Raw genomic sequence first — 21,707 nt, 5'->3', positions numbered from 1 at the left:
CCAGCTAAGCAGATTTTTTTGCAAAAGTACCACTATTTCTGAGGTTCAACGCCATAAAAAACGCCCGACCTGAGGGGCCGGGCGTCTATTTATTGTTACGCCGAAAAACCTATACGTTGTTCGACGTTAATTTAGCCCCCAGATACTCGCGATTCAGACGGGCGATGTGATCCAGCGAAATTGATTTAGGACATTCAACCGCGCAGGCACCGGTGAACGAACAGGCGCCAAATCCTTCGGCATCCATCTGAGCCACCATCCGCTCGGCCCGCAGTTTGTGTTCGGCCTTTCCTTGCGGCAATACCGCCAGGTGAGAAACTTTAGCCGCCGTGAACAGCATTGCCGAGGCATTTTTACAAGCCGCAACGCAGGCTCCGCAGGCAATACACTGGGCAGCGTCCATGGCTTCTTCAGCGATTTCACGCGGAATCAGCATTTCGTTGGCATCCGGTGCAGAACCCGTATTGACCGAAACATAACCACCGGCCTGTACAATACGGTCCAGCGCGTCCCGATCCACCACCAGGTCCTTAATGACCGGGAAAGCCAGCGCCCGCCAGGGTTCTACCACGATGGTATCGCCATCGTTGAAATTCCGCATGTGCAACTGGCAGGTGGTGGTACCCGTTTGCGGACCATGTGGCCGACCGTTGATGTACATCGAGCACATGCCGCAGATACCCTCCCGACAGTCGTGGTCGAACGCAACGGGTTCGTCGCCTTTGTGCGCCAGTTGTTCGTTCAACACGTCGAACATTTCCAGGAAAGACATATCCGGGGAGATATCCGACAATTTATATTCCACCATTTTGCCCGGTGTTTGGCTATTTTTTTGTCTCCAGACTTTCAGTGTAACATCCATTTCGTTTGGCGTCTAAGTGGACAGCACAACCTACTTACACCGTCCACTTTACCTTTAACCTTATTTATAACTCCGCTGCGTCAGCTTAACGGTTTCGAAAACCAGATTTTCCTTGTGCAGTTTTTCCGGCTGATTCGGGCCTTTGTATTGCCAGGCGGCTACGTACGTGTAGTGTTCGTCGTCACGTCTGGCTTCACCGTCTTCAGTCGAGTATTCTTCCCGGAAGTGACCTCCACAGGATTCGTTGCGGTTCAGCGCATCTTCAACCATCAGCGCGCCCAGCTCGATAAAGTCGGCCACGCGGGATGCCTGCTCCAGCGCCGGGTTCAGTTCTTGGTCAGTACCCGTAATCCGCAGATTGCTCCAGAACTCTTCCTTCAACTCCTGAATCAGTTTCCGGGCCTTAATCAGTCCTTCCTCATTACGGGCCATACCGCAGTACTCCCACATAATGTGGCCGAGTTGCCGGTGCAGTTCTTCGGCGGTTTTCTCGCCTTTGATCGACAGCATCCGGTTGATGGTCTCCTTAACCCCGTTTTCGGCTTCCTTAAAGACGGCATGATCGACCGGCAGTTTATCCGCCGGACCAATGGTAGCGAGGTAATCACCCAGCGTATAAGGAATCACGAAATAGCCGTCGGCCAGCCCCTGCATCAGCGCCGAAGCGCCCAGCCGGTTGGCTCCGTGATCGGAGAAGTTGGCTTCACCCAGGGCGTACAGGCCCGGAATGTTCGTCATCAGGTTATAATCGACCCACAAACCACCCATCGTGTAGTGAACAGCGGGGTAAATTTTCATCGGCGTTTCGTACGGATCGTCGTCCACGATTTTCTCGTACATCTCGAAGAGGTTACCGTATTTGGCTTCGATGACCTTCCGACCGTCGCGTTTGATGGCATCAGCAAAATCAAGATAAACCGCCAGACCCGTCGGTGCTACCCCCCGGCCTTCGTCGCACACCATTTTGGCGTTCCGCGAAGCTACGTCACGCGGCACCAGGTTACCGAAGGATGGATACCGGCGTTCCAGGAAGTAATCGCGGTCTTCTTCTTTGATATCTTTCGCCTTGAGTTCGCCCTTGCGGACTTTCTCGGCCATTTCCTTTGTTTTCGGGACCCACACCCGTCCGTCGTTCCGCAGCGATTCCGACATCAGGGTCAGTTTCGACTGGTAGTTACCTTTTACCGGAATACAGGTCGGGTGAATCTGGGTGAAACACGGGTTTCCAAACAGAGCGCCTTTTTTGTGCGCCCGCCAGATGGCCGTCGTGTTCGAGCCCATCGCGTTGGTCGACAGATAGAATACGTTTCCGTAGCCACCCGTACAAAGCAGCACCGCATGAGCGGAATGGGCTTCTATTTTACCGGTGATGAGATTCCGGGTAATGATTCCGCGGGCTTTTCCGCCTTCCACCACCAGGTCAAGCATTTCGGTCCGTGGGAACAGTTTCACTTTCCCGTTGGCAACCTGCCGGCTCAGAGCGCTGTAGGCCCCCAACAACAACTGCTGCCCCGTCTGGCCCCGTGCGTAGAACGTCCGGGAAACCTGCGCCCCCCCGAAGGAACGGTTGGCCAGCGCCCCGCCGTACTCGCGGGCAAACGGTACACCCTGCGCCACACACTGGTCGATGATGCTCACACTCACTTCAGCCAGACGGTGAACGTTGGCTTCGCGGGCCCGGTAGTCACCCCCTTTAATGGTATCGTAGAACAGCCGGAAAACGCTGTCGCCGTCGTTCTGGTAATTTTTTGCTGCGTTAATACCGCCCTGGGCCGCAATACTATGTGCCCGGCGGGGGCTGTCCTGGAAGCAGAATGCTTTTACATTATACCCCAACTCCGCCAGTGTAGCAGCCGCCGAAGCGCCAGCCAGACCCGTTCCAACAACGATAATCTCGTATTTCCGCTTGTTAGCCGGGTTTACCAGCTTTAGGTTAAATTTATGTTTGGTCCACTTGTCAGCCAGTGGGCCTTCCGGAATTTTGGACTCCAGTTTGGTTCCGGTTTCTTGTTCTTCTAATACGTCGATCATAGACAGATACGGTTCAATACTCAATGATAAACCCTGTTCTAATTAAAAAAGAATATGGTTCACTTTCAGGTAAATGTATACCGGCATAGCCGCAAACAGCGCCGGAATAAGAATACCAAACACGTACGTCCCGATCCCTTCGATCAGCGGAGAGTACTTTTTGTGACGCAGACCCAGGCTTTGGAAACCGCTCTGAAAACCGTGTACCAGGTGGAACGCCAAAGCCGCCATTGACAACACATACAGAATCACATACCAGAGGTAGGAAAAGGCAAAGGTCGTAACGGCGTAAAGATCTTTGATGGGCTCCCCATCGTACGTAACCTGCGGAATGGATCCGGCCTGGATTTCTTCCCCCGCCAGTGTGATCGGGCCAAAGTGCATCGTGTACCAGAAGGTCCGCATGTGGATCACGATGAAAATCAGAAGGATCGTTCCCAGGATACCCATGTTTCGTGATGTCCAGTGGCTATTGTCTTCCGGTCTGGCGTACGCGTATTTGATGGGACGCGAAGCCTGATTCTGACGGGTTAAGACCAGTGCCATCACAGCATGAATAATAATGGAAGCATACAGCAGATAGGAAATTGTCTTTATGAGCGGGTTGTGGGTCATAAAGTAGCTGTACTCATTGAAGGCCCGGCCTTCATCGCCTTTGAACAATTGCAGGTTTCCAACTAAATGGACAACGAGAAACGTGCACAAAAACAGCCCCGTCAGCGACATGACAACCTTGCGGCCAAGGCTGCTGGAAAGTGTTGTTGTTACCCAAGACATATTCTAAAATCAGAAATTTTTGTTTAGTAAACCGGCTTGAAAATTAACCGATTCGTAGAGGTCAAAACTACTGCACAAAGCGATTCGAACCAAAAAAACCCTGTTTTTTTACGCTTATTTGGAATCAATAAAAGGTGAAGGATTATCTCTATTAGGCAACATACTGCTCAGGAGTTTTGTTCTGTTTTCTAACTATATAATGGTATTATTTTAAGTAAAAATAAATTCGTGTTACTCGCTCCCGTTTCAGGGTTCAAAGCGTGTTTTTGGAATAAATACGAGTAGCCCGTTACTTTGCCCGGAAGTGAGTTTAACCAGGGCCTATCGGCTTTATGAATTCCGGGGTAATCGTCAGACCCGGTAATGCCGGCCGAAGCCCGTTTTAAGACAACATCTTGACCATGAAAAAAGCCTATATCTTCCCCGGTCAGGGGGCACAGTTTACCGGCATGGGACTGGGACTGTATCAGCAATCCGAAAAAGCCCGATACCTCTTCGAGCAGGCCAACCACATTCTGGGCTTCGAAATCACGAAGGTGATGTTTGAAGGCACCGACGAGGAACTGAAGCAAACGAACGTTACGCAACCTGCCATCTTTTTACACTCCGTCATTCTGGCCCAAACCGTCGAGGACTTTACACCGGATCGGTTCGATGTTTCGATGGTGGCCGGTCACTCACTCGGCGAATTTTCGGCCCTGGTGGCGGCTGGAGCCTTATCCTTTGAAGACGGCTTGCGGCTGGTGGCACAACGCGCCAGCGCCATGCAGAAAGCCTGCGAACTGAACCCTTCGACAATGGCCGCCGTGCTGGGCCTGCCCGATGAAACCATCGAACGGATTTGTCTTCAGGTAGCCGCTGAATCCAATTTTAAAGAAGTGATTATTCCGGCCAATTATAATTGTCCCGGTCAGGTTGTGATTTCGGGTTCGCTCGAAGGTGTCCGGCTGGCGGGTGAAAAACTAAAAGAAGCCGGTGCCAAGCGGGTATTGCCCTTGCAGGTAGGTGGGGCGTTCCACTCTCCTCTGATGGAGCCAGCCCGGGCCGAACTGGCGCAGGCTATCTCCACAACGCCGTTTAGCCAGCCGCGCTGCCCGATCTACCAGAACGTAAACGCCAAACCGGCCACGGATGTCGATACCATTAAAGCTAATCTGATCGCGCAACTTACCGCTCCGGTCCGCTGGACACAGTCCGTCGAGGCTATGGGAGCCGACGGCGCAACGGTATTTATTGAATGCGGCCCCGGAAAAGTGCTGCAAGGGCTGGTCAAAAAAATACTTCCCACCGCCGAAACGCAAGGCGTAACTAGTTAAGAATTAAGAATTAAGAGTTAAGAGTTAGCTGACGCAGTGTTTTCAATTCTTAACTCTTAATTCTTAATTCTTAATTTTTTTCAAGGTTTCTTGCTTTTTTGTGTGCAAACCCGCTACCTTTGCACTCGCAATTGCCGGATCGTCTAAGGGTAGGACGACAGATTTTGGTTCTGTTTGTGAGGGTTCGAATCCTTCTCCGGCAACTGACAACACATAAGCCCGCTGATTCAGGATGAATCAGCGGGCTTTCTTTTTGCGGACAATTTCGTCGATGAATCGATTACCTTGACAGCATGTAACGATAACGGCCCGGCAGTTTTATTGCCGGGCCGTTATCGTTAACCAGTCCATTCACATTCAATTAAATTCGTCCGGTTGTTCACCAGACATTCTTTGTTACGGTGGGTAAATATTCGTTACGGTGAGTTTGATACCGCCTTTGGGTTAAGCAACCGTTCAGCGGATTTATCTACTTAATAACAATCTTGGTGCCAATCCTTTACCGAACTGGCTTTTAATCCAAAAACTGACTTTTATCAGTTTTTTGGACGCTTCATGGTTGGGCCGTTCATCCAGTAACCGGTACGGTCCTTTTTTAAATCGACTTCGCCAGTGTTCCGAGTGTTTTCAGGGCCTGATCCAGCTTTTCGTTCCAGGGAAGACCGTAGCTTAGGCGCATACAGTTATCAAACTGATTCTGCACGGTAAACATACGTCCGGGGGCTATGCTGATTCCGTGTTTAAGCGCCCTGTTGTAAAGCTCTACGGTATTCATCCGGCGGTCAAGCTCTACCCAGAGGAAAAATCCGCCCTGTGGCTGGCTGATGCGGGTTCCTTCCGGAAAATAATCCGCAATGGCCCGGCTGTATTGCAAACTGTTGGTGTGTAAGGTCCGGCGCAACTTCCGCAGGTGGTTTTCGTACCGGCCATTCTCCAGAAAATTGGCGATAACTTCCTGCGTTAACGTCGTAGAAGAAACGGAGTGCATCAGTTTCATTCGGGTAATTTGCTCGGTGAACCGGCCCGGCGCCACCCACCCAACCCGGTAACCGGGAGCCAGCGTTTTGGATACCGAACCGCACCACAAAACAAGTCCGCTCTCGTCGTAGGTCTTGCAGGATTTCGGACGGCTTTCAGAAAAATACACATCACCGTATAAATCGTCTTCGATAAGCGGGATGTTATAGTGCTGCAACCAGCGTACGATCTGCCGTTTGTGCTCATCGGGCATACAGCTTCCCATCGGATTGTTGAAATTGCTGACCAGGATCGCCAGTTTAATGTTAGGCAACGCCTTTTGAAACGCTTCCATTTCCACACCGGTCTGCGGATGGGTCGGCAGTTCCAGAATGTGTAGTCCCAAACTTTTGGCCAGTTGCAATACCGCAAAATACACGGGGCTTTCCACAGCAATGGTATCTCCGCGCTGGGTTAATGCCAGTAAGCAGAACGACAACGCGCTCATGCATCCGGCCGTTGTTACAATGTCTTTATCCGATAAGCGGCCATCCCATGTAAACGACCAGTGAGCAATCTGACGCCGGAGCTTTTCGTTGCCCTGAATTTCCTCATATGCCGTTCCGCTGGCGGGCAGTTCACGCATGGCCTGCACCAGCCCCTTGTTCAGTTTGGCAATGGGCAATAGCTCGTCGGCGGGTACACCCAGCGAAAGCCGAATAACATGCTTGTTGTTGATATTGCTGTAAACCCGCTGGATAATACCGTCCTGGTTATCCGGATTGGCTTCTCCCGAAGGCTGGCTGGTCTGCGGAACGGCGAGTTGTTTGCGGGGAGAGCGGCTGACGTAATAACCCGACTGGGGCCTGGATTCGATCAACGACCGGCTTTCCAGTTCAAAATAAGCCTGGGTAGCTGTACTCATGCTGACTCCCTGTTCGCGGCAGATCGTCCGGATCGACGGAAGTTTGTCGCCGACCCGTAACACTTCATCCCGGATCTGCTGCTCAATTCCCCGGGCAATCCGGAGGTACAAATGCTCAGGCGATTGAGCCGTCAACTGATTTTGCTTGACTGTATCCATCGAATTTGGCAGAACTGTATCTGTATGGCTATCAAATTTACACCGATACTTGTAAAAGAGCGGATTCTAACGGAGCTTATGAACGGGCTACTTCAGGACCTTATGGTATTAATAAGTTAATAAGAAATGCAAAAGACTATTTTAATTACCGGCTCCAGCCGGGGCATTGGCGCTTCGACTGCCCGTCTGGCCGCCCTTCAGGGCTATCAGGTCATGGTTAATTATATAACCAACCAGCAGGCAGCGTTGAAAATAGTTGACGACATTAATCAAAACGGCGGAAAAGCCAGCTGTCAGCAGGCCGATGTCTCCTCCGAATCCGATGTGGTTGCCCTCTTTCAGACCATCGACCGGCAACTGGGGCCGCTGACGGCGCTGGTAAACAACGCCGGTATTCTCGAACACCAGATGCGTGTGGAACAAATGGATGTCGAGCGGTGGCAACGCGTATTGGCCAGTAACGTCCTCAGTTGTTTTCTGTGTAGCCGGGAGGCTATTCACCGGATGTCGCAGAAACGGGGCGGAGCCGGTGGCAGCATTGTCAATGTGTCGTCGATTGCCGCCCGAACGGGTTCGCCGGGTGAATACGTTGATTATGCCGCTTCAAAAGGGGCGGTCGATGCCTTTACACTCGGTCTGGCGAAAGAAGTGGCCGATGAAGGCATCCGGGTGAATGCCGTCCGACCCGGCTTTATTTATACCGACATTCACGCCAGTGGTGGAGAACCTAACCGGGTGGATCGCCTGAAGGACAGCCTGCCCATGAAACGGGGCGGCACACCGGATGAAGTGGCCCATGCCATTCTCTGGCTATTATCCGATGAAGCGTCTTATTGCACCGGTACCTTCCTGGACCTGACGGGTGGACGATAACACGCTGCCCTACTGTACTCCTCCATTTAAACAAAATTGTATCTGTATTGCCCACGAGTTTAAATAGAACTTTGTGCGCCGATCGGGCCTCGCAGGGCTACCTGATACCGGGAAGCCAAACAGTAACAACTTTACTTCAATACAATGCAAATCGTCACCTGTACAGAGGAGGACATTCCGGTTTTATTTCAACTTTACGACGTAGCAACCGCCTACCAAAAGCAAATGGGGGTCAGACACTGGCTAGGCTTTGAACGCAGTCTGGTCGAAACGGAAATCCGGGAAAACCGCCAGTGGAAAATTCTTGAGAACGGTCAGATCGCCTGTGTCTTTGTGGTTACCTGGCAGGATCCGCTCATCTGGAAGGAAAAAGACCGCGACCCGGCGATTTATCTTCACCGCATTGCCACCAACCCGCAATTCCGGGGAGGGCAGTACGTCAAACACATTGTGGCCTGGGCGCAGCAATACGCCAAAGCAAACGGCAAACAATTTGTTCGGCTGGATACCCATAGCGGTAATGAGAAGCTCAATACCTATTACGTCAGTTGCGGCTTTACGTATCTGGGTGTGTTCCCGTTGGACAACGTCCGCGAACTGCCTGCCCACTACCATCAGGGTTCGTTTAGTCTGTTTGAATTAAAAATTCCGTAAACCATGCACCAACCGGCTGAACAGGCGTTGCGCCAATTGCAGGAGTCCGGAAAAGAATTTCTGGAGCTATTCGGGTACGGCACGCTTTCGCTTGAGGTCTACAAACCCGTGGGGCACGACCGGCAACTGCCCCATGAGCGGGACGAAGTTTATTTTATTATTGCCGGTTCGGGCGTTTTTAATCTGGAAGGAAAAACGTACCCGTTCCAGCCGGGCGACTTCTTTTTTGTACCCGCCCGCGCCGAACACCGGTTTCAGCAATTTACCGACGATTTTGCAACCTGGGTAATTTTCTACGGCCCCAAAGGCGGAGAAGCTTCCGGTCGTCCGCAGGAATTGATATCTTGATTTTTCGACTACTAACCACCGATAACAATGAGAAAAACAGCGATTAACCCCATGCCTGAGTTCTTTGACCGGTATATTAACCTGGTCGATGACGTTCCCCTTGCAGAAGCACTTGCACAAAGCACAGAGCTGCTTGAGCCGGTTCTGCCTCAACTGGAAGCCCTCGGTGATACGGTTTATGCGCCCGGCAAATGGACGGTTCGGGATATTCTGCAACACTGCATCGACACAGAGCGGATTCTGGCATACCGGGCCTTGCGGTTTGCGCGGAATGATCAGACCGTTCTGCCCGGCTTCGATGAAGAATTGTTTGCCCGAAATACAACCGCAGCCGACCGATCCCTGCCGGATTTGCTGGACGAATTTTCGCTGGTACGCGCCACAACGGTACGGCTTTTTAAGGGGTTTACGGACGAAATGCTCCGTCGGAACGGCACGTGTTTTGGCCGACAAATTTCCGTCCTGGCGTTGGGCTTTGTCATCGCTGGCCACCCTATTCACCATTTGAATGTCCTCCGGGAGCGGTATTTCCCTTTGATTTCGCTAAAAAGTGTCAGTTAGTGGTTGATGAAAAATACGATTTATATCATTGGCGCGGGGGCCATTGGAAAAGTACTAGCGGTTGCACTCAAACGGGCTAACAAAAACGTTATTCTCCTGCGCGGGAGCGTCGATGATCAGGCCAGCGATACCCAAAAAATCAACGTCATCGTCGATCAAAAAACCGAACTGGAAGCGGAGATTGAGGTCAGTAGCCTGCGCAATTTCCCGACGCTGGACGGTATTATCGTTTTAACCAGCAAATCGTATGGTAACCAAAAGCTGGCCCAGCGTCTGAAAAATAAAGCCGGACATTCGCCCGTGGTCATTCTGCAAAACGGCCTGGGCGTTGAACAGCCTTTTATAGACAACGCCTTTCCCGAAATTTACCGGTGCGTCCTTTTTGTTACCAGCCAACCGGTTTCTGCCCATACCGTCCGGTTCAAACCCGTCTCGGTTTCGCCCATTGGCGTTATTCAAGGAAATAACACCCGCCTGATTTCACTGGTCGATTCCCTCAACACTCCCCTCTTTCCATTCCGCGCCGAAACGGATATTCAACCCATTATCTGGAAGAAAACCGTTATCAACTGTATTTTCAATGCCATCTGTCCGCTGCTGGAAATAGATAACGGTATTTTCCACCGCGATGAAAGTGCGCTTGAAATAGCCAGACGGGTGATTGGTGAATGCACCGCCGTTGCCCGGGAAAAAGCGATATTTCTGGATGCGGATGACGTGCTGGAGAGCCTTTTATTGATCAGCCGCTCGTCCGACGGGCAACTCATATCAACCTTACAGGATATGCGCAACGGGCGGCAAACCGAAATGGATACATTAAATGCCGAAATTGTTCGGATTGCCAGCAGCCTGCACAAAGAGGATTTAGTCCCGGAAACGCGCTTACTGGGGGAATTGGTGAATTTAAAATCAGCGTTGGGCCGAAGCAATTCGTAACTACAACTACCTTATTGGAGCCACGAAATAGATTTACCAAAAATACGCTTCCCCCGGTGGCTCCGGCCTAAACTCTTGACTTCCTAAAAGGTTATAGCTTTCGTTCAACCCATTCTCTGCGGGGAATGGGTTGTTACGCGTTATTCACATCGCTATCTAAATTTTATTCATGAAAACTCTACGAAGGATGTACCTGCTGGCGGGTCTGGCTGCACTAAGTTCGTGCGCGAAAGACCATCTTCCGGGCGCCAAAATTCCCGAAACCAACAAAGAGCCGACATCCGCCAGCATTCAGGGCAATGTATTCGAACCCGCACTCGTCGACGCTACCGACGAGCGGGTGGCCCAACTCCGACTCCCGGCGGGTTTTCGGATTGCCAAGTTCGCCGATCAGCTCCGAAAGCCCCGGATGCTGACGGTCAGTGCATCGGGGAATGTGTACGTAACCAGCCGCGAAGCGGGCACCGTGACGCTGCTGCGTGACACCAATGGCGACGGAAAAGCCGACGTGAACCAGGTAGTGGCTACCATCAAAGCCGTACACGGTCTGACGATTCATCAGGATAAAATGTACCTGGTGGCCGTAAAAGAAGTGTATCGGGCCGACATTAACCCGGACGGTACGCTCGGAACCCCGCAGCAACTGATCAACAACCTGCCCGACGGCGGTCAGCACCCCAACCGGACCATCGGCTTCGGCCCCGACGGCCTGATGTACCTTACCGTGGGCAGCACCTGCAACGCCTGCGCCGAACCCAATGCCGAAAACGCCACCATTCTGCGGGCGAATCCCGACGGCAGTAACCGGGTTATCTTCGCCAGCGGTCTGCGCAACACCATCGGTTTTGGCTGGCATCCGGAAACCAAAGAACTCTGGGGACTCGACCACGGTATCGACTGGCTGGGCGATGATCAGCAGAAAGAAGAACTAAACCAGATCAAACAGGGGGCTTTTTACGGCTGGCCGTATATCTATGGAGACGGTAGCTACTCCCCTCACCCCCGCCCGATGGGAGACACCACCTACGCGGATGTTCTGGCTAAAACCACCCTCCCCAGCCTGTCGTACGATCCGCACGCGGCCCCGATAGGTATGGTATTTTACACGGGTTCCGGAGCCGCCAACGGTTTTCCGGCGGAGTACCAGAACGACGCCTTTGCCGCTATGCGCGGCTCCTGGAACCGGGCACAACCCACGGGTTATAAGGTGGTTCGGATTCATTATGAGAACGGCAAACCGACACGCGTTGACGATTTTGTGACCGGTTTTCTGGTGAACAACAATCAGGCGCAGTTTGGTCGGCCCGTTGGGATCACCACCATGCCCGACGGTTCGCTGCTGTTTACCGATGACAACAACGGCGTTATTTACCGGGTGACGTATCAGAAATAAGCTGTGAATCCGCCCTAAATCAGAAGGCCGTCGTCTGTTTCAAGTCAGACGACGGCCTTCTGATTTTTAACCGTTACCGCGCAACAGAATTTCCGGTTTCTTTGACCGTTTTCCAGGCTGTTTTCCGCAATTGGGCAGCAAAGTCGGCAGGTACCTCTTCGGGAGCAAACGTCAGCCTGACCGGAGATTCGTTGAACAGAAAACCGTACCAGACCAGCGCCCCGAGGTAACAACCAGCCTTATTGGCGTGATGGGAATCAAACGCCAGTTTATTGTCCTTCCACTGGTAGCCAACGTGTAGGGAATTCTTTTCATTCGGCAAACGGGGCGGTTGTGCGGTAGCCGCGTTGAAGCCATTCTCTTTCTGAAAACCCCAGTTCCGGTCGGAACTCATCCGCCAGAACGCATCGCCGGTCGGAATGATCGACACGCCCAGCTCGCGCGCAACGGTATGGTAAGCCGCCCGCGATTTTTCCCACATTTCTTTTTCGGTCTGCGCCACGGTTTTCCCGGCGATTTTACCAAAACCGTCGGCATCGGCGCGGTAGGCCCACGTTTGGTGAAAGACAATTTTAGCGGCAGGCTGTATCTTTTTAATGTACTCATACAGCTTCCGGGCGTAGGGCTGGTAGGTTTCCACATCGCCGGACAGCATGGAATATTGTTGCAGGGTAACCACATCCCAGGTGCCTTCCGACAGCAGCATTTTCAGTGATTTCCCGTTGTATGCTTTTCCCTTCGGATCATCCGGATTGGCCTCGGCGGCTTCGGCAATTTCCCAATGGCGTTGCAGGGAACACCCACCCAGTTCGGCCCGGCCAATGAGTAGTTCATGACCGCCCTCTTTGCTTAACTCCGGCAAATACCGGGTTGCATTGCCGGAAAAACTGTTTCCGATGATGAAAAGCCGTAGCGGTTTGCCGCTGGTTTTTGCTCCGGAACCCGTTTGTGAAAAAACGAACGGACGGGTAACCACCAGCAGCAGAAACAGGAGAACAGCAATGCGCCCGCGAAACGGAAAAACCCCGGTTTTGAAATCCATAAGTCGATTGTATCGGTATAGCCAATTTCCGGGAAAGAGCAAAAACGGCTTTTTATACTGGCAGAACAGTCAAAACCGCTATTTCCCCGGAAACAGATACTTCGTTACAATGACGAAAAAAGCCGTCACGTTGACTGTTGTTGAACCGATCAGGGCGATGGTCACGGCCTGGGGAATATCCAGCAGATGCAGCCCTTCGGCAATGATGATGCCCAGAATCACCACCAGCCACATGACCACCATCCAGAAAATCCACTGCGCGAATTTCTTCCGCTCCTGAATGTCCTGCGCCAGTCCCTGCAACCGGGTTCGGCGTTCCTCCTGATCGTACTGATCGAACTCGTTGCGGGAAAGACTGCTGTTACGCGGGTCCGTCGAAGACGCTTCAATCAGCTTGCGGAAATTTTCTTTCGCTTTTTCGCTGTCTTCACTCTCCGACATCGCGCCTGATAATTTCGGTGAAATATTCTTTGATTATTTCATTGTCAATCGGTTCCTGATCGATGGCCCCGCTGTCGCTGCGGCTCACCGACTGATACCAGGGCGATCCTTCAATGTGCGTCCAGTTGGAAAGCTGGATGGCGCTGTAATCTTTGGCAATATCCCAGGCAAAATTGATCGAGTCCTGCGCCTGCGAATCCAGGTCCTCTTCCCAGTCCAGCGTCGGAATCGGGGTAGTAATGGGATGGTTACCAAATCGTTTGAAACGGGTATATACATCAGGAATAACCGGGCCATACGACCAGGCCTGTACTTTTTCGGCAATCAGTGGTTTTTCGTGCCGGGCCAGGTGTAATCCATGCGCCATATAAATAAGCTTTTGCAGCTTCATCGGCGTGATGGGACGGCCTTCGGAGATGCCTTTGTTAATAAACTGTCTGGCAATTAGCAATGCCGGGTACATACATTCGTATCTATTGTTTACGTATTCAGCCAGGTCGGCGCAGCAATCTGTTTTACGGGCTTCATTGGCTGTGAAATAATTCTCACCTACTGAAAATCAATAGGTAAAGATACAACGAACCGGCTTAATTTCCATTCTTTTGTGTCCTGAATCAATGCGGCTCCGGATGTTCGAGCGTCAGTGTACCAACCGTTTTGCGACCGGTTTTCGCGGCACGGGCCAATGTATACGCCCGGGTGAGGTAGGGCACAATATCGTTCCCGTCGTCACTCGGAAAATACCCCCGGGTGCCGTGCAGGGCGTTGACAAATAAAACCGCCGTAACATTGTCCGGAAACTGTATCCAGACCGTCCGCACGCCCTGATACTGAGCCAGTCTGAGATACCACCACCCGTCATGATAGCGAATGGAGCCGTCCGGCATTATACCGGAAAAAAGAGCCAGACCGTTGGTCAGCAGCGTATCTTTCCAGGCCGTTGTCAAGATGCGCTGGTCGGTGGTCGAAAAAACCGTGGCAAATAATTTTCCGGTTTCTCTGGGCGTCAGGTGCCAGCCATAAGCCCCCACGGTATTGGTAAAATCACCGGCATTCCAGCCGGATTCCAGGCCCGACGGATAGGTATAGGCATACGTCGGATCGCCCGGCGGCTGATCGGCCACGGCGCTGGTGATGCCCACTTTCTCGAAGACATTTTGCTGGACATACGCCATGTACCGTTGCTGGGTCTGCTCATCGTCCATCTGGTCGTCTCCGGTAAACGAATATCCCAGAATGGCCGGAATCAGAATTCGGAATAGACTAAAATTGGCATTCTGGTAGCAATATTTGCCCCGGTTTGACGCCCGGATGCCTTTCTGGACGAGTTGCTGCAAACCCCACCAGATATTTTCAGAATAAGCGCCATTGGTGCAGGTATTGGCCAGACCAATAAGGCCGCTTTCGTGCGTCATCAGATCCCGGAACGTAATCTGATTGATATTTTGGCCTTTCACCCAGGCTGGCGGCAGATAGGGCGCTATTTTATCGGTGATTTTAATGCCTTTCTGGGCGGCCAGATGCAGGAATGCCATCGCTGTGATGGTTTTGCTTATGCTGGCGACGTGCAATTTGGTATCGAGCGTAAACGCTTTCTCACCTTCCGCTTCGTTGGTCCGCGATTTTAAACCGCCACTTCCCGAGGCCCGCACTTCGGCGCCTTCCAGTATCACATAAGCGTAGCCAATTTTCTTGGGCTTCAGCGAATCGTCGAGCATTTTGCCAAACGAATCAAACCAGGTGACGGGCTGATCGGGCGCAGGATTTTCGGGGTCTTTCTGGCAGCTATTGGTTATCCACGCCAGCAGCATCAGCAGGCCAATAACCGTCGACCGATGAACCTTATTACTGAACATGACCTTATCCGTTTTTGAAAAGCCGTTTGTTAAAATCAGGCCGTAATGTGAATCCGTTTCTGAAAAGTAATGATTTATGACGACGCTTACCAAACCGGCCACTCGATTTGCGCAGTGAGTTGATTCTCAAAACGGTGTTTCGTGCTATCTTTGCAACTTTTACTGACTTACCGTATTTTCATTTTATGTTCCTCGCCGTCGACGCAGGCAATTCTAATACCGTTTTTGGGTTACATGATCACCAGCAATGGCGGCACGTCTGGCGGACGCGCACCCTGCTCGAAGAACCGATGGCTTTTCACATCACCGACCGACCGGTTGGCGATATAGCTGCTTTTCCGGCGGAGCAGGACCGGTACGAAAAACTCCTTCGGTTGTGGTTTCTGGAATCCGCTATTCCACTGAGTGCCGTTGAGTCCGTTGTCATTAGCAGCGTCGTTCCGGAAGTGACCCATACCCTGCGGTCTACCCTGATGCGGCTTTTTAACGTGGAGCCGGTTGTGATTGGCCCCGCCGTTTATCCGGCTTTACCGATGCAGATCCTGCGGCCCTACGCTATCGGTACCGATCTGGTTGCCAATGCCCTGGCCGCTTACCTACGGTATAAGCAGAACTGTGTCATCGTCGATTTCGGAACAGCTCTGACGTTTACCACCGTAACCGGTGACGGCAAAATTGCCGGTGTTGCCATCGCGCCGGGCCTGAAAACCGCCGTCCGTTCGCTGTTTTCCAATACGGCCCAATTGCCGGAAGTTCCGCTTGTCCTGCCCGAGTCGGCGCTGGGCACCAGCACCGCCCATGCCATTCAGGCCGGGGTTGTCATGGGCTATGAGGGATTGGTTCGTTCGTTGATTCACCGCATCCGGACCGAGCTAAACGGCGACTGCATTGCCATCGCCACGGGCGGCATGGTATCGGTTATTCCATCCCTACAGGCTGATTTTGTAGAAATTATTCCGAACCTGACCCTCGACGGCATTCGCGAAATTGGATTGCGGGTTTAACGTTCCTGCGGCTTTAATCCGCCAATCCATTACTCAGGCTGGTCGGGTGGGGAGGTTTTCTTTCTTTTTTTTAAGGCTTCATGAAGGATAAACTCAATCTGCCCATTGACGCTGCGAAACTCTTCCTGCGCCCAGCGTTCGAGTTCCTTCAGCGTTTCGGGATTGATACGTAATACAAATGCTTTCTTCTCCGCAGCCATCTTTTGAGTTACGAGTTAAGAATGAAGAGTTAAGAGTTTAACACATCGGCTCACTCTTCATTCTTAACGCTTCATTTTTAACTATACAGGGTTCCGGCGTTGACGACGGGGTTGACGGATTTTTCTCCACAGAGAACCACCAGCAGGTTGCTGACCATCGCGGCTTTTCGTTCCTCATCCAGTGCCACAACGTCTTTTTCGGCCAGTCGCGCCAGGGCCATTTCGACCATACCGACGGCACCTTCCACGATCTGTTTGCGGGCCGACACTACAGCCGTGGCCTGTTGACGTTGCAGCATGGCCCCCGCAATTTCAGGTGCATAGGCCAGGTGGCTGATCCGGGCTTCGATAACATCCACCCCGGCGCGGGCCAGCCGTTCGTTCAATTCCTTTTCCAGCAGGACGTTGATCTGGCCGGTGCTGTCACGGAGCGTAACCGTAGCGTCTTCGTCTTCCATCGTATCGTAGGCACAGGTGCTGGCCAGATGCCGGACAGCCGCTTCCGACTGAATCTGCACAAACAGCGTGTAATCATCCACTTCAAACAGGGCTTTGGCGGTATCGGCCACCTGCCAGACCACCACGGCGGCAATTTCGATGGGGTTGCCCATCTTGTCGTTTACCTTGAGCGTCTGGCCGTTGAGGTTGCGAGCGCGGAGGCTGATTTTTTTCTTGCGGTAAAGGGGATTTACCCAGCGAAGGCCGGTTTGTCGCATCGTGCCCATGTAGTCGCCGAAAAAGGTGGTAACAACGCCTTCTTTGGGATTAATAACGACCAGCCCGCTCATGATAATAATCGCAACAAAGCCGGAAATAAGGGCCAGCGCCATCGCTTCGGTAATAAAACCGTATACCGATACACCCAGTAGAATCAAAGCAATCAGCAACAGGACGTAGCCGGAAAGGGAGGTAAGGTTCTTTTCGTTCATGGCATTTGTGATAGTATTTTGATATCACAATACTATCACAAATCTGGCTATTTTGCCAACTATTTTTGGATGTACGGCTGTTTTTTGCTGACAAGATGTTTACTACCGGGAGGACCGCTTTATTTCAATTTGATGTAAATACCGGTAGCATTGGTGTTAAAGCCCTAACCGGATCCCCTATATTTGCAACTCTTTTTTACAATAAGATGATACTGAGCGAACAGGAGATCAACCGGCGCAACAAGCGCGAGGAACTGATGCGGATGGGCATTGACCCCTACCCCGCCGACTTATTCGAGGTCAACGTTACGGCGGCCGACATCCATAAAAATTACGAGCGCAACAAAACCGATTACAAAAACATCGCCATTGCGGGCCGTCTGATGAGCTTCCGCATTATGGGGTCGGCTTCGTTTGCGGAACTACAGGACGCCACGGGCCGGATTCAGCTTTATTTCCGACGCGACGATCTGTGCCCCGGCGATGACAAAACGCTCTACAACACGGTTTTCAAGAAATTGCTGGACATCGGTGACATTATCGGTGTCAAGGGCTACGTGTTTACAACCCAAACCGGCGAAATCTCCATCCATGTTACCGAATTCAAGCTGCTGACGAAATCATTGCGGCCCTTACCCATCGTGAAGGAAGTAGTGGATGAACAGGGCAACAAGCAAACCTACGATGCCTTCTCGGACCCCGAACAACGGTATCGCCAGCGGTATGTGGACCTGATCGTGAATCCGGAAGTCCGCAAGACGTTCGTGCAGCGGACCCAACTGGTCAATTCCATCCGGACGTTTCTGGGCAACCGGGGATACCTGGAAGTCGAAACGCCGATTCTGCAACCGATTCACGGGGGAGCGGCCGCCCGGCCTTTCCGCACCCACCACAATACGCTCGACATGACGCTGTACCTGCGGATTGCCAACGAGCTGTACCTCAAGCGCCTGATCGTGGGCGGTTACGACGGCGTTTTTGAGTTTGCCAAAGATTTCCGCAACGAGGGCATGAGCCGGTTCCACAACCCGGAATTTACGCAGGTGGAGCTGTATGTTGCCTACAAGGATTATAACTGGATGATGGATCTGATCGAGGAGATGGTCGAGAAGATTGCGCTGGATCTGCACGGCAAAACCGAAGTACCCGTAGGCGACAACATTATCAACTTCCAGCGCCCCTGGAAACGGTTTACCATGTTCGAAGCCATTCAGGAATATACCGGCGTGGATGTGTCGGCGATGGGTGAAGACGAACTACGGCAGGTGGCCGAAAGCCGGGGCATTAAGACCGACAGCACGATGGGTAAATCAAAACTCATCGACGAACTGTTTGGTGAAGCCGTGGAAGGCAACCTGATTCAGCCGACGTTCATCACGGATTACCCGGTTGAAATGTCGCCCCTGACCAAAAAGCACCGGAACAAACCGGGTCTGGTGGAACGGTTTGAGGCCATTTGTAACGGAAAGGAAATTGCCAATGCCTATTCCGAGCTAAACGATCCGCTCGACCAGCGCGCCCGGTTTGAAGAACAACTGGAACTGGCTAAACGGGGCGACGAGGAAGCGATGGCAATGGACGAAGACTTCCTTCGGGCGCTGGAATACGGTATGCCGCCGACGGCGGGTGTGGGTCTGGGCATCGACCGGCTGTCGATGATTATGACGAATCAGCCGTCGATTCAGGATGTGCTGTTTTTCCCGCAGATGCGTCCGGAGAAGAAACTGGAGCTTTCGACCGAAGCGGATTTCGAGCAGTTGGGCATTCCGGCGGGCTGGGTTCCGGCCTTGCAGAAAATGGGCTATCAACACGTCAACCAACTGAGCGGGGCCAACGCCAATAAGATTTTCAACGATCTGGGCGGGATGCGGAAGAAACTGAAGCTGGATGTACCCATGCCGACGCTGGATCAGGTCAAAAGCTGGACCGGCCAATAAGACGATCATGATCGACTACGCGACGGTTAAACAGGCGCTTTTCGAGCGTTGCCAGCAGTATGTTGCGCAACGCATCGAAACCGCCAAAACCGCGATGGAAGCCGCACAGGCTGCCGCCAACGAAGAATCGAAAAGCAGCGCGGGCGACAAATACGAAACCGGGCGGGCCATGGCGCAGATCGAACGCGACCGTCACGCCCAGCAACTGGCCGAAGCCCGCAAGCTTCAGCAGGAACTGGCCCGGATTGATAGCGGCAAGATTTACACGAGCGGACAGCCGGGGAGTATAGTAATGACGAGTCAGGGTAATTTTTTTATCGCCATTAGCGCCGGGAAAATCACCCTCGATCAGACCGATTACTTTGCGGTTTCGGCCGCTTCGCCCATAGGTGTCCGGCTGAACCACGTAAAAGCAAACGACGAAGTGGTGTTTAATGGAAAACCAATTCGCATTCTGGCGGTAGTGTAGACAAAAGATGTGAGACAATAGAGCAAAGACGTTGCCTGATATAACCCCGGCTCTCCGATCTTACGTCTCTTGTTTGATTCCGAAAAGCCATAAAAAAACCCCGGTCATGTGGCCGGGGTTTTTATGTTCATGAAGGATCGTAGGTTAGTAAGACCCTTCCAGTTTTTTCACCTTAACGGCATTAAGGCCTTTTTTGCCTTCGATTACTTCGAAAGAGACACGGTCTGTTTCCCGAATAGTCGTGCCATTCAGGCCAGTAATGTGGACAAAAATGTCACGGTTCGTATCATCTTCGACGATGAACCCGTAGCCTTTGCTCTCGTTGAAAAATTTGACAACACCTGTTTGCATAAAACTTAAAAAATTAAAAATAAAACATTACTAAACGGGAGTATTCTTAACAAAAGTCTCCAAACAGGTTCCAGGTTAACACACGAAATGGGCGATACGGATGGAACTGGCCGTCTATGCACTGACTTTGTTGAATAGCAAAAATATCTTAAAATTTATAAGACAACGCCTTAGTAAACACAAAGTAACAAAATTTGTTACGAATATATAAACTATTTGCCTGAATTTAATTATCCAATTCCAACACTTAATTGTGCCTAACTAATCTACCATTAAATAATAAGCCAAAACTTTTCGTTGCCGGAATTGTTGTACCTGCACATTCAATGTATATTTGGTAGCTTATACTATTGCTTTCAAACGGATTTGCATTAAATATACAACTTTTTCTGTTGCGCACTGATTATCAGGACCGTTACTATTATGAACAAACTCAGGTATTTTGTCGAAAGTCAGGCCTTTGGCGTCTGTACTCGCCTGGGCGAGATGATGAATATTCCGGCCAGCAGCATCCGGCTTTATTTTATTTATACGTCCTGTCTGACGCTGGGATCCCCGGTAGTGCTGTATCTAATCATGGCGTTCTGGATGGAGATGAATAAACACCTCCGCCGGCATAATCACCCTACCATCTGGGACCTTTAGCATCGGTTATAATTCCGTACTATTGGGAAGATCCCGAAACGTTTTGTTTCCTTTTATAAAATACTGCCCCACAATACTGTGCGGATATATCTGCTTGTGAGTAATCCGGTTTTTACGCAGATCTGTTAAACTCCGTCGTTGTTTTCGCAGAAAAGACAGCCAGCTATAAAATGCAAAGTGCGCCCGTATAATCGCCATCGTATCTTGCCAATTCCCCTTCAGAAGCAACTGACCACCCGCTATACCGTCTAGCACCAACCGGATAAAAATCGTACGAAATACCAAGCCCGTCGGCAGGTTTTTGTAGAGCATGGCGAGGCTATTGCGGTAATTCAGAAACGTTTTGCGCGAATTGGATTTGGGCAGCGTGCCGCCCCCGACGTGGAAAACCGTCGAGTCGGGGCAATACCAGATTTGATAACCGGCATTTTTAGCCCGCCAGCACCAGTCTATTTCTTCCATGTGGGCGAAAAACCGCGGATCGAACCCATCCAGCTGGTGAAAAACCTCAGCACGTACCAACATACACGCCCCCGTAGCCCAGAAAATCTCCCGGGCGTCGTCGTACTGATGCTGGTCTTCTTCGACGGTATCGAAAAGCCGTCCCCGGCAGAACGGATAACCCAGGTAATCGATGTACCCCCCGGCCGCTCCGGCGTATTCAAATCGGTGAGCTTCTTTGTATGACCGGATTTTGGGCTGACAGGCCGCTATCTGCGGATTGGTGTCGGCTAGCTTCAACAGGGGCGACAACCAGCCCGGACTTACTTCAACGTCGGAATTCAGCAGCAGGAAATACCGGGCTTCGATCTGTTTCAAAGCCGCGTTGTAGCCGCCCGCATACCCAAAATTAAGCGGTAACTGCACCAGCCGTACAGTCGGGAATTTCTCCCGAAGCAGACCAACCGAATCATCCGTAGAATCATTGTCGGCAACATAAACCGGGTACCCCTCCGAGTGCGCCAACACAGACGGCAGAAACCGTTCCAGATACGCCCTTCCGTTGTAATTCAGGATTACAATAGCAACCTGATCCATGCC

At 51.7% G+C, this 21,707-nt stretch carries 23 protein-coding genes and 1 tRNA gene; 12 read left to right on the top strand and 12 right to left on the bottom strand.

All coding sequences use genetic code 11. The annotated features are described in order from the left end of the window. Positions 1-109: 109 nt before the first annotated feature. The 3 genes from LX87_RS01030 to LX87_RS01020 are packed head-to-tail and all read right to left on the bottom strand — an operon-like array spanning position 110 to position 3,670. On the bottom strand, positions 110-862 hold the full coding sequence (locus LX87_RS01030; RefSeq protein ID WP_111626318.1) for a succinate dehydrogenase/fumarate reductase iron-sulfur subunit: 753 nt from the start codon (positions 860-862) through the stop codon (positions 110-112). Between the two features lie 60 nt (positions 863-922). After that, positions 923-2,893 carry a fumarate reductase/succinate dehydrogenase flavoprotein subunit gene (locus LX87_RS01025; protein ID WP_111626317.1) on the bottom strand — a complete coding sequence of 657 codons (1,971 nt, stop codon included), beginning with the start codon at positions 2,891-2,893 and terminating at the stop codon, positions 923-925. A 42-nt stretch (positions 2,894-2,935) separates the two neighbouring features. Continuing rightward, the gene (locus LX87_RS01020; RefSeq protein WP_111626316.1) at positions 2,936-3,670 is read right to left on the bottom strand and encodes a succinate dehydrogenase cytochrome b subunit; all 735 of its coding nucleotides are present in this window, start codon (positions 3,668-3,670) and stop codon (positions 2,936-2,938) included. Between the two features lie 401 nt (positions 3,671-4,071). Here LX87_RS01020 and fabD point away from each other — a divergent pair, with 401 nt between their 5' ends. Both fabD and LX87_RS01010 read left to right on the top strand, forming a co-directional pair. Beyond that, complete coding sequence (gene fabD, locus LX87_RS01015; RefSeq protein WP_111626315.1) at positions 4,072-4,986, top strand: ACP S-malonyltransferase; 915 nt, start codon at positions 4,072-4,074, stop codon at positions 4,984-4,986. A 132-nt stretch (positions 4,987-5,118) separates the two neighbouring features. Then, positions 5,119-5,189: transfer RNA gene (locus tag LX87_RS01010), tRNA-Gln, on the top strand. 392 nt (positions 5,190-5,581) lie between these two features. Here LX87_RS01010 and LX87_RS01005 read toward each other — a convergent pair. Next, positions 5,582-7,027: an aminotransferase-like domain-containing protein gene (locus LX87_RS01005; protein WP_111626314.1), complete on the bottom strand. Its 1,446-nt coding sequence runs from the start codon at positions 7,025-7,027 to the stop codon at positions 5,582-5,584. Between the two features lie 126 nt (positions 7,028-7,153). Here LX87_RS01005 and LX87_RS01000 point away from each other — a divergent pair, with 126 nt between their 5' ends. The 6 genes from LX87_RS01000 to LX87_RS00975 all read left to right on the top strand — a co-directional run bounded on the left by LX87_RS01000 (position 7,154) and on the right by LX87_RS00975 (position 11,792). Further along, a complete protein-coding gene (locus LX87_RS01000; protein WP_111626313.1) occupies positions 7,154-7,900 on the top strand; it encodes an SDR family oxidoreductase in 747 nt (248 codons plus the stop codon). Positions 7,901-8,044: 144 nt separating this feature from the next. Further along, the gene (locus tag LX87_RS00995; protein WP_111626312.1) at positions 8,045-8,554 is read left to right on the top strand and encodes a GNAT family N-acetyltransferase; all 510 of its coding nucleotides are present in this window, start codon (positions 8,045-8,047) and stop codon (positions 8,552-8,554) included. 3 nt (positions 8,555-8,557) lie between these two features. After that, a complete protein-coding gene (locus LX87_RS00990; RefSeq protein WP_111626311.1) occupies positions 8,558-8,902 on the top strand; it encodes a cupin domain-containing protein in 345 nt (114 codons plus the stop codon). A gap of 51 nt (positions 8,903-8,953) precedes the next feature. Beyond that, complete coding sequence (locus tag LX87_RS00985; RefSeq protein ID WP_229310505.1) at positions 8,954-9,463, top strand: DinB family protein; 510 nt, start codon at positions 8,954-8,956, stop codon at positions 9,461-9,463. Positions 9,464-9,469: 6 nt separating this feature from the next. Next, the gene (locus LX87_RS00980; RefSeq protein WP_111626309.1) at positions 9,470-10,399 is read left to right on the top strand and encodes a ketopantoate reductase family protein; all 930 of its coding nucleotides are present in this window, start codon (positions 9,470-9,472) and stop codon (positions 10,397-10,399) included. 169 nt (positions 10,400-10,568) lie between these two features. Continuing rightward, positions 10,569-11,792, top strand: coding sequence for a PQQ-dependent sugar dehydrogenase (locus LX87_RS00975; RefSeq protein WP_111626308.1), 1,224 nt, complete (start codon positions 10,569-10,571; stop codon positions 11,790-11,792). A gap of 73 nt (positions 11,793-11,865) precedes the next feature. On the opposite strand, the gene LX87_RS00970 is transcribed toward LX87_RS00975, so the two are convergent. The 4 genes from LX87_RS00970 to LX87_RS00955 form a co-directional block, all read right to left on the bottom strand. Further along, positions 11,866-12,834, bottom strand: coding sequence for a DUF4886 domain-containing protein (locus LX87_RS00970; RefSeq protein ID WP_111626307.1), 969 nt, complete (start codon positions 12,832-12,834; stop codon positions 11,866-11,868). Between the two features lie 78 nt (positions 12,835-12,912). Continuing rightward, entirely contained in the window at positions 12,913-13,275 is a 363-nt protein-coding gene (locus tag LX87_RS00965; RefSeq protein ID WP_111626306.1) for a hypothetical protein, read from the bottom strand. Continuing rightward, on the bottom strand, positions 13,262-13,738 hold the full coding sequence (locus LX87_RS00960) for a Panacea domain-containing protein (RefSeq protein ID WP_111626305.1): 477 nt from the start codon (positions 13,736-13,738) through the stop codon (positions 13,262-13,264). Before LX87_RS00960 ends, LX87_RS00965 begins: the two co-directional genes overlap by 14 nt. Positions 13,739-13,889: 151 nt before the next feature. After that, entirely contained in the window at positions 13,890-15,131 is a 1,242-nt protein-coding gene (locus LX87_RS00955; protein ID WP_111627431.1) for a serine hydrolase domain-containing protein, read from the bottom strand. Between the two features lie 185 nt (positions 15,132-15,316). Here LX87_RS00955 and LX87_RS00950 point away from each other — a divergent pair, with 185 nt between their 5' ends. Further along, complete coding sequence (locus tag LX87_RS00950; RefSeq protein WP_111627430.1) at positions 15,317-16,135, top strand: type III pantothenate kinase; 819 nt, start codon at positions 15,317-15,319, stop codon at positions 16,133-16,135. A 29-nt stretch (positions 16,136-16,164) separates the two neighbouring features. Here LX87_RS00950 and LX87_RS00945 read toward each other — a convergent pair whose 3' ends face one another. Together LX87_RS00945 and LX87_RS00940 are read right to left on the bottom strand one after the other, a co-directional pair. Then, positions 16,165-16,335: a type II toxin-antitoxin system antitoxin gene (locus LX87_RS00945; RefSeq protein ID WP_111626304.1), complete on the bottom strand. Its 171-nt coding sequence runs from the start codon at positions 16,333-16,335 to the stop codon at positions 16,165-16,167. A 77-nt stretch (positions 16,336-16,412) separates the two neighbouring features. Continuing rightward, entirely contained in the window at positions 16,413-17,165 is a 753-nt protein-coding gene (locus tag LX87_RS00940) for an SPFH domain-containing protein (protein ID WP_374755110.1), read from the bottom strand. Between the two features lie 305 nt (positions 17,166-17,470). Here LX87_RS00940 and lysS point away from each other — a divergent pair, with 305 nt between their 5' ends. Then, positions 17,471-19,201: a lysine--tRNA ligase gene (gene lysS, locus LX87_RS00935; RefSeq protein WP_111626302.1), complete on the top strand. Its 1,731-nt coding sequence runs from the start codon at positions 17,471-17,473 to the stop codon at positions 19,199-19,201. Between the two features lie 7 nt (positions 19,202-19,208). Further along, a complete protein-coding gene (locus LX87_RS00930) occupies positions 19,209-19,670 on the top strand; it encodes a 3-oxoacyl-ACP synthase (protein WP_111626301.1) in 462 nt (153 codons plus the stop codon). Positions 19,671-19,814: 144 nt separating this feature from the next. Here the strand turns inward: LX87_RS00930 and LX87_RS00925 are convergent, their stop codons facing one another. Beyond that, a complete protein-coding gene (locus LX87_RS00925) occupies positions 19,815-20,021 on the bottom strand; it encodes a cold-shock protein (protein ID WP_111626300.1) in 207 nt (68 codons plus the stop codon). A gap of 423 nt (positions 20,022-20,444) precedes the next feature. Between LX87_RS00925 and LX87_RS00920 the strand changes: the two genes are divergently transcribed. Then, positions 20,445-20,666 (top strand): PspC domain-containing protein, encoded by a 222-nt coding sequence (locus LX87_RS00920; protein ID WP_111626299.1) that lies wholly within the window; start codon positions 20,445-20,447, stop codon positions 20,664-20,666. A 6-nt stretch (positions 20,667-20,672) separates the two neighbouring features. Here the strand turns inward: LX87_RS00920 and LX87_RS00915 are convergent, their stop codons facing one another. Continuing rightward, positions 20,673-21,704, bottom strand: a complete 1,032-nt coding sequence (locus LX87_RS00915) for a glycosyltransferase family 2 protein (protein ID WP_111626298.1) — start codon at positions 21,702-21,704, stop codon at positions 20,673-20,675. Positions 21,705-21,707 lie beyond the last annotated feature (3 nt).

Origin of the sequence: Larkinella arboricola (assembly GCF_003259745.1) — a bacterium.
Lineage (GTDB): Bacteria > Bacteroidota > Bacteroidia > Cytophagales > Spirosomataceae > Larkinella > Larkinella arboricola.
Note: the sequence above shows the minus strand (reverse complement) of the source record. Positions and strands in the feature narration are given on the sequence as shown.

What these genes read in the sequence shown, in the direction of transcription:
- LX87_RS01030 (WP_111626318.1), bottom strand. Translation starts at nt 862, where the DNA reads ATGGATGTTACACTGAAAGTCTGGAGACAAAAAAATAGCCAAACACCG.
- LX87_RS01025 (WP_111626317.1), bottom strand. Translation starts at nt 2,893, where the DNA reads ATGATCGACGTATTAGAAGAACAAGAAACCGGAACCAAACTGGAGTCC.
- LX87_RS01020 (WP_111626316.1), bottom strand. Translation starts at nt 3,670, where the DNA reads ATGTCTTGGGTAACAACAACACTTTCCAGCAGCCTTGGCCGCAAGGTT.
- fabD (WP_111626315.1), top strand. Translation starts at nt 4,072, where the DNA reads ATGAAAAAAGCCTATATCTTCCCCGGTCAGGGGGCACAGTTTACCGGC.
- LX87_RS01005 (WP_111626314.1), bottom strand. Translation starts at nt 7,027, where the DNA reads ATGGATACAGTCAAGCAAAATCAGTTGACGGCTCAATCGCCTGAGCAT.
- LX87_RS01000 (WP_111626313.1), top strand. Translation starts at nt 7,154, where the DNA reads ATGCAAAAGACTATTTTAATTACCGGCTCCAGCCGGGGCATTGGCGCT.
- LX87_RS00995 (WP_111626312.1), top strand. Translation starts at nt 8,045, where the DNA reads ATGCAAATCGTCACCTGTACAGAGGAGGACATTCCGGTTTTATTTCAA.
- LX87_RS00990 (WP_111626311.1), top strand. Translation starts at nt 8,558, where the DNA reads ATGCACCAACCGGCTGAACAGGCGTTGCGCCAATTGCAGGAGTCCGGA.
- LX87_RS00985 (WP_229310505.1), top strand. Translation starts at nt 8,954, where the DNA reads ATGCCTGAGTTCTTTGACCGGTATATTAACCTGGTCGATGACGTTCCC.
- LX87_RS00980 (WP_111626309.1), top strand. Translation starts at nt 9,470, where the DNA reads ATGAAAAATACGATTTATATCATTGGCGCGGGGGCCATTGGAAAAGTA.
- LX87_RS00975 (WP_111626308.1), top strand. Translation starts at nt 10,569, where the DNA reads ATGAAAACTCTACGAAGGATGTACCTGCTGGCGGGTCTGGCTGCACTA.
- LX87_RS00970 (WP_111626307.1), bottom strand. Translation starts at nt 12,834, where the DNA reads ATGGATTTCAAAACCGGGGTTTTTCCGTTTCGCGGGCGCATTGCTGTT.
- LX87_RS00965 (WP_111626306.1), bottom strand. Translation starts at nt 13,275, where the DNA reads ATGTCGGAGAGTGAAGACAGCGAAAAAGCGAAAGAAAATTTCCGCAAG.
- LX87_RS00960 (WP_111626305.1), bottom strand. Translation starts at nt 13,738, where the DNA reads ATGTACCCGGCATTGCTAATTGCCAGACAGTTTATTAACAAAGGCATC.
- LX87_RS00955 (WP_111627431.1), bottom strand. Translation starts at nt 15,131, where the DNA reads ATGTTCAGTAATAAGGTTCATCGGTCGACGGTTATTGGCCTGCTGATG.
- LX87_RS00950 (WP_111627430.1), top strand. Translation starts at nt 15,317, where the DNA reads ATGTTCCTCGCCGTCGACGCAGGCAATTCTAATACCGTTTTTGGGTTA.
- LX87_RS00945 (WP_111626304.1), bottom strand. Translation starts at nt 16,335, where the DNA reads ATGGCTGCGGAGAAGAAAGCATTTGTATTACGTATCAATCCCGAAACG.
- LX87_RS00940 (WP_374755110.1), bottom strand. Translation starts at nt 17,165, where the DNA reads ATGGCGCTGGCCCTTATTTCCGGCTTTGTTGCGATTATTATCATGAGC.
- lysS (WP_111626302.1), top strand. Translation starts at nt 17,471, where the DNA reads ATGATACTGAGCGAACAGGAGATCAACCGGCGCAACAAGCGCGAGGAA.
- LX87_RS00930 (WP_111626301.1), top strand. Translation starts at nt 19,209, where the DNA reads ATGATCGACTACGCGACGGTTAAACAGGCGCTTTTCGAGCGTTGCCAG.
- LX87_RS00925 (WP_111626300.1), bottom strand. Translation starts at nt 20,021, where the DNA reads ATGCAAACAGGTGTTGTCAAATTTTTCAACGAGAGCAAAGGCTACGGG.
- LX87_RS00920 (WP_111626299.1), top strand. Translation starts at nt 20,445, where the DNA reads ATGAACAAACTCAGGTATTTTGTCGAAAGTCAGGCCTTTGGCGTCTGT.
- LX87_RS00915 (WP_111626298.1), bottom strand. Translation starts at nt 21,704, where the DNA reads ATGGATCAGGTTGCTATTGTAATCCTGAATTACAACGGAAGGGCGTAT.